At 61.1% G+C, this 13,470-nt stretch carries 11 protein-coding genes; 8 read left to right on the top strand and 3 right to left on the bottom strand.

The annotated features are described in order from the left end of the window. The first annotated feature begins 28 nt into the window (after positions 1–28). The gene (locus U367_RS0103865) at positions 29–655 is read left to right on the top strand and encodes a serine-tRNA(Ala) deacylase AlaX (protein WP_028615757.1); all 627 of its coding nucleotides are present in this window, start codon (positions 29–31) and stop codon (positions 653–655) included. Here U367_RS0103865 and U367_RS0103860 read toward each other — a convergent pair. Beyond that, on the bottom strand, positions 652–2,226 hold the full coding sequence (locus tag U367_RS0103860; protein ID WP_028615756.1) for an alkaline phosphatase D family protein: 1,575 nt from the start codon (positions 2,224–2,226) through the stop codon (positions 652–654). The two genes, U367_RS0103865 and U367_RS0103860, sit on opposite strands and share 4 nt — an antisense overlap. Beyond that, a complete protein-coding gene (locus U367_RS0103855) occupies positions 2,223–2,777 on the bottom strand; it encodes a GNAT family N-acetyltransferase (RefSeq protein ID WP_028615755.1) in 555 nt (184 codons plus the stop codon). The genes U367_RS0103860 and U367_RS0103855 overlap by 4 nt, the downstream gene beginning before the upstream one ends. Positions 2,778–2,967: 190 nt before the next feature. Here U367_RS0103855 and U367_RS0103850 point away from each other — a divergent pair, with 190 nt between their 5' ends. The 6 genes from U367_RS0103850 to U367_RS0103825 all read left to right on the top strand — a co-directional run bounded on the left by U367_RS0103850 (position 2,968) and on the right by U367_RS0103825 (position 10,183). Then, positions 2,968–3,375 (top strand): ExbD/TolR family protein, encoded by a 408-nt coding sequence (locus U367_RS0103850; RefSeq protein WP_005786670.1) that lies wholly within the window; start codon positions 2,968–2,970, stop codon positions 3,373–3,375. 2 nt (positions 3,376–3,377) lie between these two features. Then, complete coding sequence (locus tag U367_RS0103845; RefSeq protein WP_028615754.1) at positions 3,378–4,106, top strand: energy transducer TonB family protein; 729 nt, start codon at positions 3,378–3,380, stop codon at positions 4,104–4,106. Positions 4,107–4,130: 24 nt separating this feature from the next. Next, the gene (locus U367_RS0103840; protein WP_028615753.1) at positions 4,131–6,413 is read left to right on the top strand and encodes a TonB-dependent receptor; all 2,283 of its coding nucleotides are present in this window, start codon (positions 4,131–4,133) and stop codon (positions 6,411–6,413) included. Between the two features lie 17 nt (positions 6,414–6,430). After that, on the top strand, positions 6,431–7,078 hold the full coding sequence (locus tag U367_RS0103835) for a MotA/TolQ/ExbB proton channel family protein (RefSeq protein ID WP_028615752.1): 648 nt from the start codon (positions 6,431–6,433) through the stop codon (positions 7,076–7,078). Positions 7,079–7,130: 52 nt separating this feature from the next. After that, the gene (locus U367_RS0103830; RefSeq protein ID WP_028615751.1) at positions 7,131–8,348 is read left to right on the top strand and encodes a phospholipase D-like domain-containing protein; all 1,218 of its coding nucleotides are present in this window, start codon (positions 7,131–7,133) and stop codon (positions 8,346–8,348) included. A gap of 95 nt (positions 8,349–8,443) precedes the next feature. Further along, positions 8,444–10,183, top strand: coding sequence for a dipeptidase (locus U367_RS0103825; RefSeq protein WP_028615750.1), 1,740 nt, complete (start codon positions 8,444–8,446; stop codon positions 10,181–10,183). A 31-nt stretch (positions 10,184–10,214) separates the two neighbouring features. Here U367_RS0103825 and U367_RS0103820 read toward each other — a convergent pair whose 3' ends face one another. After that, complete coding sequence (locus U367_RS0103820; RefSeq protein WP_028615749.1) at positions 10,215–11,876, bottom strand: M24 family metallopeptidase; 1,662 nt, start codon at positions 11,874–11,876, stop codon at positions 10,215–10,217. Positions 11,877–11,953: 77 nt separating this feature from the next. Between U367_RS0103820 and pdxR the strand changes: the two genes are divergently transcribed. Further along, on the top strand, positions 11,954–13,459 hold the full coding sequence (pdxR, locus tag U367_RS0103815) for a MocR-like pyridoxine biosynthesis transcription factor PdxR (protein WP_028615748.1): 1,506 nt from the start codon (positions 11,954–11,956) through the stop codon (positions 13,457–13,459). The last annotated feature ends 11 nt before the right edge of the window (positions 13,460–13,470 follow it).

Genomic DNA, 13,470 nt, shown 5'->3' with positions numbered 1-13,470 from the left:
TCGCAGAACCCTGATGCGGATGTAGATGATGACCGAGCGCCTGTTTTTTACCCACGATCACCTGACTGCCGAGCTGGAAGTGTTGAGCTGCACACCCCATGAGGAGCAATTTGCAGTGATCCTGCAGTCGACGATTTTTCACCCACAGGGCGGTGGGCAACCTTTCGATACCGGCTGGCTCGGTGAAGCCACTGTGCTGCGCGTCACCCAGGCAGCAGACCGCGTGGTGCATTACGTCGACCGGCCATTGGAACCGGGTCCGATCACCGCAAGGGTCGATGAACAGCGCCGTATGTTGAACACCCGGCTGCATTCCGCCGGGCACTTGATCGGCAACGTGGGCGAGACCTTGGGTTGGATGCCGATCAAGGCCCATCACTGGCCCGGCGAAGGCAAGATCACCTTCATCCGTGGCGAAGCGGCGCAAGCCATGGACGCCGAGGCGATCCAGCAACAGGTCAACCAATGGATCGCTGCGGATTACCCACGGCACATGAACCTGGAAGACGGCACCCGCGAAGTCGGCTTTGGTGAATTGCCCGCGTACGCCTGCGGCGGTACTCATGTACAGGCACTGAGCGAGTTGGGCCAGGTGACCATCCTGACCTTGTCAGAGAAAAAGGGCGCGCTGTCCGTGCGCTACGAACTCGATTAAACCTCACTCGCCCCCGTCCGCCCCGGTTCCACCACAAACGACTTGAGGGTCGATACCGTGGCCATCGGGTCGCGGGGGTCGGTAATCACCCGCAGGTTCGTGAGCATCTTGCCCTCCTCCACCTCCACCGACACATATCCCCGCTGACGGCTATCGAAAAACTTCACATGCGGGTTGAGCGGCAACAGCTTGCTGAACGCATCAAAGGGCGGTCCGTCAGACGTCACCGACGTGCCGACGAATTCCGTGGCCACCACCCGCGAGTCCGGGTTATTGCCATCGGCATGCAAATCCGTCACCCAGAACGAATGGATATCACCGCCCCAGAACACCGGGTTGCTGACCCGGTTACGCTCGATGGACGCCAGCATCCGCGAACGGTTGGCCATATAGCCATCCCACCCGTCGGTCCAACGCCCCGGCTTGTGGTTGGTCAGATCACGCTGGGTCAGCGGCGCGACCAGCAGGTCCTGGGCGATGATGTTCCACTGCGCCTTCGACTGGGCAAACCCCTGGTCCAGCCAGGCTTCTTGCTGCCAACCAAGCATGGTGCGGCCAGGGTCGCGCAAGTCGTGGCAGAGGTTATCGGCGATATGCCCCTGGTGGCTGCCATTGGCCGGAATGCACGGTTGTTCGGAACGGTATTGCCGACCGTCCAGCACGTGGAAACGGGCCAGTCGGCCGTAGTCCAGGCGCCGATAAATGCGCATGTCCGGCCCCTTCGGCAAGCTGCTGGCACGCAGCGGCATATGCTCGTAGTAAGCCTGGTAGGCTGCCGCACGCTGCTGCAGGAATTGCCCGACCGGTATCTTCGGGTCCTGGGACCAGCGGTTGGCGTAGTCGTTCTGTACTTCGTGATCGTCCCAGGTCGCCACGCTCGGTGCAGCGGCGTGCAGGGCCTGTAGATCCGGATCGGTTTTGTACAAGGCATAGCGGTTGCGATAGTCGCTCAGGCTCACCGCATTGCCGCTGCCATGGGGGCGGATGATCTTGCCCGAATCCGCCGCGTAGGAACTGTCGTAGATGTAGTCGCCGAGAAAGAACACCAGGTCGGGCTGTTCCTCTGCCAAATGGCGATAGGCACTGAAATAGCCGCGCTCCCAATGGGAACACGAGACAAACCCCAGACGCGCCGACGCCATGGCATGCACCGCCGGCGCCGTGCGCGACTGCCCCACTGGGCTTTGCGTACCCAGCCCTTCGAACTGATACCAGTACGGTCTGCCCGCCTCGAGCCCCGCGACTTCTACATGCACCGAATGCCCCCAGCGCTCGCTGGCCATGGCTTCGCCTTGGCGCACCACGCGGGTCATCGCGGCATCGCTGGCGACCCGCCAACGCACGGGTACGGAACGGCTCAAGCCACCCCGGCCATCCTCGGCATTGAACAACGGCGCCAGGCGCGTCCAGATCACAAACCCATCGGGCAACGGGTCACCGGAAGCCACGCCGAGGGTGAACGGATAATCCACGCCGGCACTGCGCGCAAACGGACTGAGGATCGAAAACGTGGTGGCGACAGCCAGCCCGGCAAGCACCCGGCGTCGGCCATGATCGACCTCGCCACTCACGGCCGAAACTCCCACTCCTCACGCACGGTGGCGAACACCAGCATGTCTTCATGCACGCCGTTCTTGAGAAATGCCCCGCGCATGCAGCCTTCGTACTGCAGGCCGATTTTCTCCATGACTCGCGCCGACTCTTTGTTGCGACTAAAACACTGGCTGCCCACGCGATGCAGGCCCAGTTCGGCAAACCCGTAGTCCATCAGCGCGGTGGCCGCTTCGGTCGCATAACCCAGGTTGCGCGCGTTCGCCGCCGCCCAGCCGCCGAGATGCCCATAGTGATGTTTCGCATTGATGCGCAGGCTGGCGATACCGATCAATTCACCGGTGTCGCGTACATGCACCCCAAGACTCAACAACCCATCAGAGCGAAATTTTGCCTGCATGCCCTCGATAAAATCCTGCGCTGTTTCGAGGGTGTAGGGCGATGGAATACTCGCCGTGTTGTCGGCGATTTTCGGGCCGTTGGCGAGCGTGCACAACGTCTCGGCCTGATGGTTTTCCAGTGCGCGCATTAACAGTCGCGGGGTGGATATCTGTGGCAGTTCACGGCTCATTTCCAGGGGCCCTCGATGTAAAGTTTCTGAGAATGCCCCTGCTGCATGTCAATTCTGTTACGTCACAAAAATGTCTTGAGAATTGCCTGAAAGACTTGTCCTAGAGCCCTCAAAACGTCAATTAAAGTTAACCAATCGGTCATTTTTGGTTGTTAGCGTGTCGCCCCTAATTCAATAACGGGGTAACGGAATGAGAACCTGGGACGAACCGAAAAAACGCAAGGCGCACATCGAACTGATCCCGATGATCGACGTGATGATGTTCCTCCTGGTGTTTTTCGTACTCGTGAGCCTGAACGTGATTCCGGCCCTCGGCATGAAGACGCAACTGCCCAGCGCCAGCAGTTCACAGCAGCTCAAACCACAGAACAAATTCATCCTCACCCTGGGCCTGGAAGGCCAACTGCAACTGGATGGCAAGGACCTCACAGTCGATGCGCTGGTGCCGGCGCTGAAGGCGGCCGAAAAGCCTGACACCAAGTCGACCATCATCGTGAACAGCGACAAAGGCGTGGAGGTTTCGCGTCTGGTGGAGGTGATGGACACCCTGCGTCTGGGTGGCTTTACCTCCGTGTCCATTGCCACGCGTAAGTCCTGATCATGTACGTCTTGTTTCGTGCGCGTCAGCTGCTGGGCAGTGTCCCGGCCCTGATCGCCCTGGTGCTGATTGCACTGGGTATCCAGTCCCAGACCTTGAAGGTCGAGCCGGTGTATGACGAGTCGGCGGTCGAGTTGGCGCTGGTCGAGCCAGAGCCGGAAGTGATCCCCGAGCCGGTGGTGGAACAAGAGCCGCCACCGCCGGTGATCGAGGATGAAGAGGCCGAACCGGCCCCGCCACCGCCGCCACCTAAACCCTTGCCGAAACCCAAGCCTGAGCCCAAGCCAAAACCTGTGCCCAAGCCAGTGGTCGCCAAGCCAACGCCCGCCCCGACACCACCACCAGTCGCCGCCAAACCGGCACCGGCGCCCGTGGCCCAGGCCGCGCCGACACCCGCGCCGCCTGCGCCACCCAAAGTCGACGGCCAAGCCCTGGAAGGCGGTTACCTCAAGGGTTTGCGCAACGAGTTGGACACTTACAAGCAGTACCCCACCGGACGCCAGGCCTCCCTCGAACGCCCCACCGGCGAAGTGGTGGTCTGGTTGTTGGTAGACCGCCAGGGTCGGGTTCTCGACTCCGGTTTGCAGACCCAGGCGTCGAGCATGTTGCTCAACCGGGCCGCCACCAACAGCTTGCGTCGTATCAAGCAAGTCAAGCCGTTCCCCGAGCAAGCCTTCGGGGGCCGCAATGAGCAGCGCTTCACCGCCACCTTCAACTACAGCGTGCAATAAGCACCCGACACCAGGACGACAGAGATGAGGTTCACACGGATTCATCTGGCACTCGTTGCCGCAAGCATGGGCCATGGAATGGTCATGGCCGACACCAGCAACAGCGACGTCGGGACGATTGGGGTTCAGGGCAAGGCCACGGCAGGTGGCGGCTACATGGTTCAGGAAGAAAGCATCAAGGGCCGCTCCACCGTGACCAAGGAAGCGCTGGATAAACAGACCGCCACCGGCAACGCCGTGGACAAGCTCAAGTACACGCCGGGCTTGAACATCTCCAGCGAAGACAACACCGGCCTGTCCGGCTTTCGCTTCACCATGCGCGGGCTCAACTCCGACCAGGTGGGGATGTCGGTGGACGGCATGCCGATCAACGACTCCGGCAACTACGCGCTGTACTCCAACCTGCTGGGCGACCCGGAAAACATCGAGCAGATCTTCGTCACCCAAGGCTCTTCGGAGGCCGACGGCCCGCACATCGGTTCCAGTGGCGGCAACATCGGCATCGTGACCATTCGCCCGACCAAGGAAACCGGGGCGTTCGTCAAACAGGTGATGGGCAGCAACGCCACGCGCAAGACCTTTGCCCGCCTCAACACCGGCGAGATCAATGGCCTGAGCAACTGGTTGTCGGCGTCCCACACCGAAGGCCAGATGTGGCGCGGTTCGGGCGCCGTGCGCGCGGACAAAGTCGAGTGGAACAGCTTCTTCGACGCCGGCGATGGCAACACCGCCAACCTGATCCTCAAGTACCACGAGCAGGACAACAACAGCTACAGCCAACTGACCAAGGCCCAGTACCAGCAGAACGGCCGCAAGTACGACCCCTACCCGGCCACGCCTACCGTGGGCAGCAACGGCAAGTACAACAGCTACTACGCCTTGGCGCAGAACCCGTTCCAGACATTCACCGCCGTGCTCAACACCCAGTTCAAACTGGCGGACAACCTCGCGCTGTCGGTGATCCCGTATTACTACTGGGGTAACGGCAGCGGCGTGGGCTCGTCCAGCTATGCGCTGAACCGCGGCTCCAACCAAGGCGGCGTGTTCGACCTGGGCAACCTGCCGACCGGTGCCCAATACAACGCCGACGGCACCCCGAACAACGGTGTGTACTACCGCCCTTCGCGCACCCAGACCTGGCGTCCGGGCATCACCACCAAACTCAACTGGGACCTGGGAGATCACAGCCTGCAAGTCGGCTACTGGTACGAGCGCGCACGTCAAAGCCAGACCCAGCCGTTCATTCCGCTCAAGGCCAGTGGCAAGCCGGTCGACACCTGGCCGGACTCCAACGAGGCCGTGGTTGATGCCAATGGCAACACCATCCAGGGTCGCGACCGCTTCACCATCACTCCGGCGCAAAAGGTCTGGGCCCAGGACACCTGGTACATCAACTCGGACTGGACCCTGATCGCCGGCCTGGCCTACATGAACGTCAAGCGTGACGGCACCAACCACGGCAGCCTCACCGAGCAGCCGGAAAAACGTAACCAGACCTACAACAAACTGCTGCCCAACGCCGGCCTGAAATACCAGTTGGATGAACGCGATCAGCTGTTCTACAGCCTGTCGCGCAACATGCGCATCCCGCAGAACTATGTGCTGTACGACAAGGGCGTCGGCTCCATCGACTCCAAGCCGGAAACCAGCTGGAACCACGAGTTGGGCTGGCGCTACACCGATGAAGACATGACCGTCGCCGCCACCTTGTTCTACATGCAGTTCAAGGATCGCCAGGTGTCGTCGCGCGACATCAACGGCGACTTCGCCGACATCAACGCCGGCTCCGTCAACAACAGCGGCCTGGAGCTGGAGTGGAGCGGTCTGCTGCCGAATCACTTCAACTACTACACCTCCTACACCTACACCAAGGCCGAGCAGCAAGACGACCTGACCGTGTACAACGCCGGCAAAGCCATCCTGTTGCCCACCAGCGGCAAGCAGTTCGCCAACGTGCCGAAAAACATGCTAGCCGCCAACATCGGCTACGACGACGGCCGCTTCTACGGCACCTTCGGCGGCAAGTACACCAGCAAGCTCTACGGCGACCTGACCAACGACGAAGCCATCTCCGGCCGCACCGTGTTCAACGCCGGCGCGGGTATCTACCTGCCGGTGGACAAGAAGGTGGTCAAGGACGCGACCCTGCGCCTGAACGTCGACAACCTGTTCGACAAGAAGTACCTGGACGGCGTGTACACCACCAAGACCAACGCGGCCAGCTACAGCGGTTTCCGCGACGGCGACCCGGCCTACATCGTGGGCCTGGAACGCACCGTGACGGTCTCCCTGGAAGCCAACTTCTAATTGCGAGGTAACTGAACATGGACATGAACCTGCTCCACGACATCACCTTTTATGTGATGTATGCCGCGATGGCCATCGCGATCTTTATCACCATCGAGCGCGGGATTTATTTCGCGTATGTACGCCGCCAAGCCCGCGCGCTGACCGAGGTACTGGGCGCCAATGTGCACAGCGAACGCGACTTGCCGGAAAGTCTGACCCGCCGTGACAGCCTGCCGCTGAGCATGGTGTTGCCGGTGCTGGCGCAGAAAGCCTCACAAGGTTCGCGCAAGGACCTGGATGACGTCATCGAAACCCAGTACCTGACCACCCGTGCACCACTGGCCCGCAGCCTGTGGATCATCGAAACCATCACCACTGCCGCGCCGCTGTTGGGCTTGCTGGGCACCATCCTCGGCATCATTGACACCTTCAAGGCGCTGGCGACGGCGGGCGTGTCCGACCCAGGGCAGATTTCCGGTGGTATCGGCACGGCCTTGTTCGCCACCGGCCTGGGCATCGCCATCGCGCTGTTCTGCGTGGTGTTCCATAACTTCTTCCAGGACAGCCTGGAACGCATCAACGATCAGCTGAAAATCCTGCTGATCCGCGCCGCCACCGGCGCCCGCGTGCAGAGTGAAGTACCGCACCTGGTGCCGACGCCGCTGCACAGCCGCACGGCGTAACCCCGTAGTGAGCGGGCTTGCCCCGCTCACCACATCAGTTGAAGAGAGTGTCATGTCCGTTTCCTTGAAATTGCGTATCGCTGGCCTGGCAGGCTTGCTCATGAGTCCGCTGGCCCAGGCGGACTTTTCGATTCCGGGTTTTGAATTGGTGCATACCGTGCCGCTGGACACCGCCCTCGGCACCGACGACTTGCGCCAACCCGGCCCAGTGTGGAGCGAGCTGTTTGACGGCGCAAAAAACCGTATCGACATTGGCCAGTTCTACGCCGCCGATCATCCAGGCTCCGTGATGGACCGTGTGATCGAACGCCTGGAAGCCGCCGGCAAACGCGGTGTGAAGATTCGCTTTTTGCTGGAAGAAAAAGGCATCAAGTTGTCGGAAGCGTCCACCCTGGAACGCCTGCGCGCAATCCCCAACCTGACCTTTCGTGTGCTGCCCTACGCACGCGTGAGCGGTGGGATCATCCACGCCAAATACCTGGTGGTGGATGGCAAGCAGGCGTTTGTCGGCAGCCAGAATTTCGATTGGCGCTCGCTGGAACATATCCACGAAACCGGGCTGCGTATCACCGACCCAACCGTGGTGAGCCAGGTGCAGGCAATCTTCGAACAGGACTGGAAAGCCCAGCAGGCCTTGGCCGACAACCAACCGGTACCGCTGCCTGCCGTGAGCAACGCACCACCGCGCACCGGTAACTACCTGGTGGCCAGCCCGCAACGCTACAACCCACCGGGCGTAGGCGATTCACAGCTGGAACTGCCGCGTTTACTGAGCGAAGCGAAACACGAAGTGCGCGTGCAACTGCTGGACTACTCACCACTGTCCTACGGCCCGGACAAGACCCGCCCGTACTACGCGGTGATCGACAATGCCGTCCGTGCGGCGGCGGCACGTGGGGTGTCGATCAAGCTGATGGTGTCCAACTGGAATACCGACAAGCTGGAACTGCCCTACCTCAAAAGCTTGGCGGTGCTGCCTAACGTCCAGATCAAAATCGTCACCCTCCCCGAGGCCAAGCAAGGTTTTATCCCGTATGCGCGGGTAATCCACAGCAAGACCATGGAGATCGACGGACAGGTTGCCTGGATCGGCACCAGCAACTGGCTGGGCGGGTATCTGGATAATTCGCGCAATCTGGAGGTGGTGATGCGCAGCGAAGCGATGGCCAAGCGTGTCGGGGCATTGCATGAGCAATTGTGGGACGGACCCTACGCTAGAGCCTTGAACGTGACCGAGGAGTACCCCGAGCCCCACCCTGGCCAGCATTGACCAGAGGCACCTGAGTAGTGGTAGTGTGTGGAAATGTTTCTGACAGATTGATCAGAAACGTCCTACTCACTACCTGCAAAGGAATGCGTCCCTTCATGCACTTTCCACTCAAGCAATTGGCGGCTGCCACCCTGTTCGCGGCGAGCCTTTCGGCCATCTCCAGCCCCGCTTTCGCCAACGTCACTCCGGACCAAAGCACAGCGATTCTGAAGCATTTCAACGAAACGTCCGTCACCGATTTCCGTGGTTTCCTCGGCGCCCTGGCCAAGGGCGACCTGGGCAAGACCAGCGATGTCGGCCCGGCGATCAGTGCGTTTCTTGATAACAAAACCTTGAGCGCGGATCAGCAGAACGAGATCAATCGCCTGCTCGGTATCTACACCCGAGTGAAGTACGGCAAGGCCGCCACCGAAACCCTGCGCGAACTGGTGGAAATCCCGACCTTTAACGTGGACGGCCTGCCGCAGTACAAGAACCCGGAATTCATCAAGATCGCCGGCAAGATCGAGGCACTGGCCAAGGCCTTTAACCTGACCTTCCGCAATATCGACAACCGTGTGTACGAAATTTCCCTGGAAGGCAGCGGTGATGAAGTGGTTGGTATCCACGCCCACGCCGACGTGGTGCCAGTGACACCGGAAAACTGGGTGTTGAAAGACGGCACCAAGCTCGACCCGTTCAAGGTCACGCTGATCGGTGACCGCATGTACGGCCGTGGCACCGAGGATGACAAGAACGGCATCGTAGTGGCGATGTATGCCATGAAAGTGATCAAGGAAGAGAAACTGCCGCTGGCACGCAATTTCAAGCTGCTGGTGGACACCACCGAAGAAACCTCCGGCGACGCAATTCCGTATTACTTCGAAAAGAACCCGACACCGCAATACAACCTGGCGCTGGATGGCGGCTATCCGGTGGTGATCGCCGAGAAAGGTTACGGCACGGTGATGGCCACCTTCCCGCGCCGCAAGGGTGAAGGCAAAGGCGCGGAAATCATTTCGATGACCGGCGGCATGGCGACCAACCAGATTCCGTCAGCCTCGGTGGCGACGTTCGTGAGCGACAAGCCTGCCGAGTTGGCTGCCAGCCTGCAACAGGCCGGTACTGAATACGCCAAGAACAACGGTGGCGATTTTGAAGTGGCCGCCAAGGTCGACGGCAAAGACGTCAAGCTGACCGTCACCGGCGTGTCCGCTCACTCGTCCGAGCCGGAGTCCGGGGTCAACCCGGTGGCGCGCATGCTGGAGCTGATCCACAGCGTCGATGGCAAGATCGCCCTCAAGCACAACCACATCACGGATGCTGCACGTTATGCGTCCGACAACTGGGGCCTGGATTACCTGGGCGGCAAGTTGGGTGTGGGCTTCTCGGATGATTTCATGGGGCCGCTGACTACTTCGTTGACCTTTGTCGGCCTGGATGACAAGGCCTTCAAACTGGCCGTGAACCTGCGCGTGCCGAAGGGCAAGTCACCGGAAAAACTCAAAGCCGAGATCGCCGAAAAATTGAGCGCCTGGGACAAGAAAACCAAGGTCAAGGTGGGCTTCACCTACTCGGTGGCCGAGCCGATGTACCGCAACCCGGAAGGTGAATGGGTGAAAGCCCTACTGGCCGTGGCCAGTGAAAATCTGGGTATGGAGCACAAGTTCGGCACCTCGGCCGGCGCAACCTCCGTGCATGAACTGCCCAACGGCGTGCAATTCGGCCTGGCGCGTCCGGAAGTGAAGTACACAGGGCACACCGACAACGAGTTCAAGACAGTTGACCAGTTCCTGCTGGACCTGCAGATCGTCACCGAAATGATGGGCCGTATCGGCCAACTGCCGAAGCTCTGATAAAAAGCAGCCCGCCGCAACGGCGGGCTCTTCAGGCCTGCAGCATCAACATATCCTCGAAAAAACCACCGACCGGTTCCGTGGGATGGCACAGCTGGATTTCCAGGACCCAGGCCATTTCACTCGGCGGGATCTCTAGATCAGCCAGCTCCTTGTTCTCGAACAGCGCATGGGGGAAATCCGCGAGGCGATGGCCCGCGAGATTACGCGCCAGCCTCCAGCCTTTTGCCACGGCGCTCTGCTCGGCGAAGTCATAGAGTTCACGACCGGTAAGCCCCTTCAGCCAGGCGTCGCGGGTTTCGTCGAACACCTCATGCAGTGCGGTCCTGCACGCCAGGTGCAGCGGCGCGTCACCGAACACAAAGGTATCGCCGTAGTCACCTTCATAACCGTCCCACACCGGGCCCAAATCAACCACGACGATATCGGTGGCGCGCAGCCTGCGCTGGCGGTCAATGCCTTCGCGCGGTGGGCGTACGGTGTCGTCGCCAAAGCGGATATAGGTCGGGTGCCAGGTGTGGGAAGCGCCCATGGCTTGCAGTTGGTCGGCAGCCATGTCGAGGGCTTCGCCGGTGGTCATGCCCACCTGCAGTCGGCTGGCAATCGCCGCCAAGGCACGGATTGACTGATCGCGCGCGGCCAGCATGCCGTCCAGTGAATAACGTGGGCCGACTTTCTCCCAGATCGGGTGCAGCGCCTTGGGTGTCGTGCCGGCACTCGACCGGCCACTGGGCACAAAGGCCTCCGCGACGAATCGATGGCCGGGCAAGCCGGCGTCCAGACACTCCGTGCGCACCTGGCTGATCATTGCGCCATTACCGCAGGCATACACCTGGGCAGCTTCCCAGTCATGCCCATGGCTCAAGGCAACTTCCTGCACTCGCCCTTGGGAAGCCAACACCGGGTGCCAGTGAAAACGTGGGTGATCAATGACCGATTGATCCAGGAACGCGCGGTCATAGAAATCTGCTGGCTGCCCGCCGCCCCAGTACAAGGTCACATCCACATCGCGCGTGAACGCCGTCAGGAGGATGGGCTTGATACCCGCGTAGCCGGTGCCCGTGGCGAACAAGACGACGGGCGCATTGTCATTGTCCTGCCAGGTACAGGCGCCAAACGGTCCTTCCAGTTGCACCAGATCGCCGGCCTCCAGGCCGCCCAGCAGGGTCTCGGAAAACAGCCCGCCGCTCACCCGGCGAATCTGGAATACCAGGCGCCCATCGTCTTCGGCCGGCAGGTTGGCGATCGAGAAACACCGCGAGTCGCCGTCGACCAGGCGGAACTTGAGGTACTGGCCCGCCCGCGCTGCCAGCGGCCTGTCCGGCATCAGCACCAGCTCAATGATGTCGGGGCTCAGTGCGCGTTTGCTCACGACCTGCGCCTCGACCACCAGCGCGGGTGTATCCAGCGACCAACCGGGGATTTCCAGGCGCATGTCGCCGCAGGCGTGGCTCTGGCACAACAGCATTTCATTGACTGCCAACGGATAGCAGGGTAAGGGGGCATCCGGCGCCAGCTGCTTGGCCCGGTACACCCCTTCTGCGACCACCACCTTGCAGGAGCCACAGGCTCCGCGTCGGCAAGAAAACGGCACCGACAGGCCGTTGGCGAGCATCGCATCCAGCAAGAGTTCGTCACCGGCCTCAAAGGTTTTCCCCGAGGGGGACAGTTCGATGACATGACGTGTATTCATAACAACCTCGGGGTGAGTGAGCCGTGATTGTTGCGCTAGACTAGGCCCATTAAAACCTCCAGTTTTGGATACTTTAGATGGTCCAGATGCGAAAATGGCGCCCGCTGCTCAAGCTGGACGACAGTGCAAGCCAGGCGTCTTACCGCAAGATCGCCGAAGGCCTGGTGACCGCGATCGTTGAAGGTCGATTGCCACCCGGCACCTTGCTGCCGGGCACCCGGGAGATGGCGCAGTTGCTCGACGTCAACCGCAAGACCGTTATCCTGGCCTACGAAGAGGCCATGACCAAAGGCTGGCTGGTCAGCGAGCCGCGACGCGGGACCTTCGTCAATGCGCAGTTGACGGCCAAGCAACTGCCGAGCCGCGCGCAGGCGCCCTTCGCGCCGCCCATCCTGGCGCAGACAACCGCGCCCTATTTCGCCCAGAACGCTCAGGTGACAGCGCTGAATCATCGGCATGACGCGCTGTTTTTCGACAACGGCACCAGCGACCACCGCCTGCTGCCCCAAGCCGTGCTGCACCGCTACTACCGTAATGCCCTGCGTAACAGCTTTGCGTCCAACACCCTGCGCTACGGCAGCGAGGGCACCGGCTATCATCTGCGCTGCGCGCTGGCCGAGATGCTGCGCAACAATCGTGGGTTGACGGTCAACGCCGAAAACATCTGCCTGACCCAAGGCACCCAGATGTCGCTGTACCTGACCGCCAGCCTGTTGCTCAAACCCGGCGACGTGGTGCTGGTGGAGCGCCTGAGTTACCCGCCAGCATGGGAAATTTTCCGCAGGTTGGGTGCGCAACTGGTCACGGTGGACATCGACGAAGAAGGCTGTCGCACGGACCAGATCGATCGCCTGTGTCGCGAACACAAGGTGCGGATGATCTACCTCACGCCACACCACCAGTTCCCCACCACCGTGAGCCTGCACGCGGCGCGGCGGCAACAGTTGCTGGCATTGGCGGCGCTGCATGATTTCTGCATCATCGAAGAAGATTACGACCACGAATTTCACTTCAGCGGGCGCCCCTACCTGCCCCTGGCCAGCGATCGCGCGCAGCGACATGTGATCTATGTCGGTTCGTTGTCCAAGGTCCTCGGCTCGACGTTTCGCTGCAGTTATGTGGTGGCTCCCACGCAGGTGGTCGAAGCCCTGCATAGCAATGCCGCACTGATGCTGGGCGATGCCGACGCAGTCGCGCAGAAGATGCTTGCCGACTTGATCAACGATGGCGAACTCAAGAAGCACCTGCGCCGGGTATCAAAGGAATACCGCGCCCGCCGTGAGACCTTGCAAGACTGCCTGCAGGCGGCGTTCGGTGATCGGATCCAAGTGCGCGAGCCCGAAGGCGGCCTGGCGCTGTGGGTGCGTTTCGACGATGCAATCGATGTTGACCAGATAGTAAGCGCGGCCCTAGACCACGGGTTGGTCGTACGCAGCGGCCGGCAGTTCTCACCGATGGACCAAGCAGAAAATGCGCTGCGCCTGGGTTTCGCCTCGCTGAACCAGGAAGAGATCCGCGAGGCCACATTACGCCTGGCCCAAGCGGCAAGCCCGCACGCACATAAAAATGCCGATCATCACTGATCGGCATTCGG

Origin of the sequence: Pseudomonas canadensis, from assembly GCF_000503215.1 — a bacterium.
GTDB lineage: Bacteria > Pseudomonadota > Gammaproteobacteria > Pseudomonadales > Pseudomonadaceae > Aquipseudomonas > Aquipseudomonas canadensis.
Note: the sequence above shows the minus strand (reverse complement) of the source record. Positions and strands in the feature narration are given on the sequence as shown.

What these genes read in the sequence shown, in the direction of transcription:
- U367_RS0103825 (WP_028615750.1), top strand. Translation starts at nt 8,444, where the DNA reads ATGCACTTTCCACTCAAGCAATTGGCGGCTGCCACCCTGTTCGCGGCG.
- pdxR (WP_028615748.1), top strand. Translation starts at nt 11,954, where the DNA reads ATGGTCCAGATGCGAAAATGGCGCCCGCTGCTCAAGCTGGACGACAGT.
- U367_RS0103845 (WP_028615754.1), top strand. Translation starts at nt 3,378, where the DNA reads ATGTACGTCTTGTTTCGTGCGCGTCAGCTGCTGGGCAGTGTCCCGGCC.
- U367_RS0103865 (WP_028615757.1), top strand. Translation starts at nt 29, where the DNA reads ATGACCGAGCGCCTGTTTTTTACCCACGATCACCTGACTGCCGAGCTG.
- U367_RS0103840 (WP_028615753.1), top strand. Translation starts at nt 4,131, where the DNA reads ATGAGGTTCACACGGATTCATCTGGCACTCGTTGCCGCAAGCATGGGC.
- U367_RS0103850 (WP_005786670.1), top strand. Translation starts at nt 2,968, where the DNA reads ATGAGAACCTGGGACGAACCGAAAAAACGCAAGGCGCACATCGAACTG.
- U367_RS0103835 (WP_028615752.1), top strand. Translation starts at nt 6,431, where the DNA reads ATGGACATGAACCTGCTCCACGACATCACCTTTTATGTGATGTATGCC.
- U367_RS0103855 (WP_028615755.1), bottom strand. Translation starts at nt 2,777, where the DNA reads ATGAGCCGTGAACTGCCACAGATATCCACCCCGCGACTGTTAATGCGC.
- U367_RS0103830 (WP_028615751.1), top strand. Translation starts at nt 7,131, where the DNA reads ATGTCCGTTTCCTTGAAATTGCGTATCGCTGGCCTGGCAGGCTTGCTC.
- U367_RS0103820 (WP_028615749.1), bottom strand. Translation starts at nt 11,876, where the DNA reads ATGAATACACGTCATGTCATCGAACTGTCCCCCTCGGGGAAAACCTTT.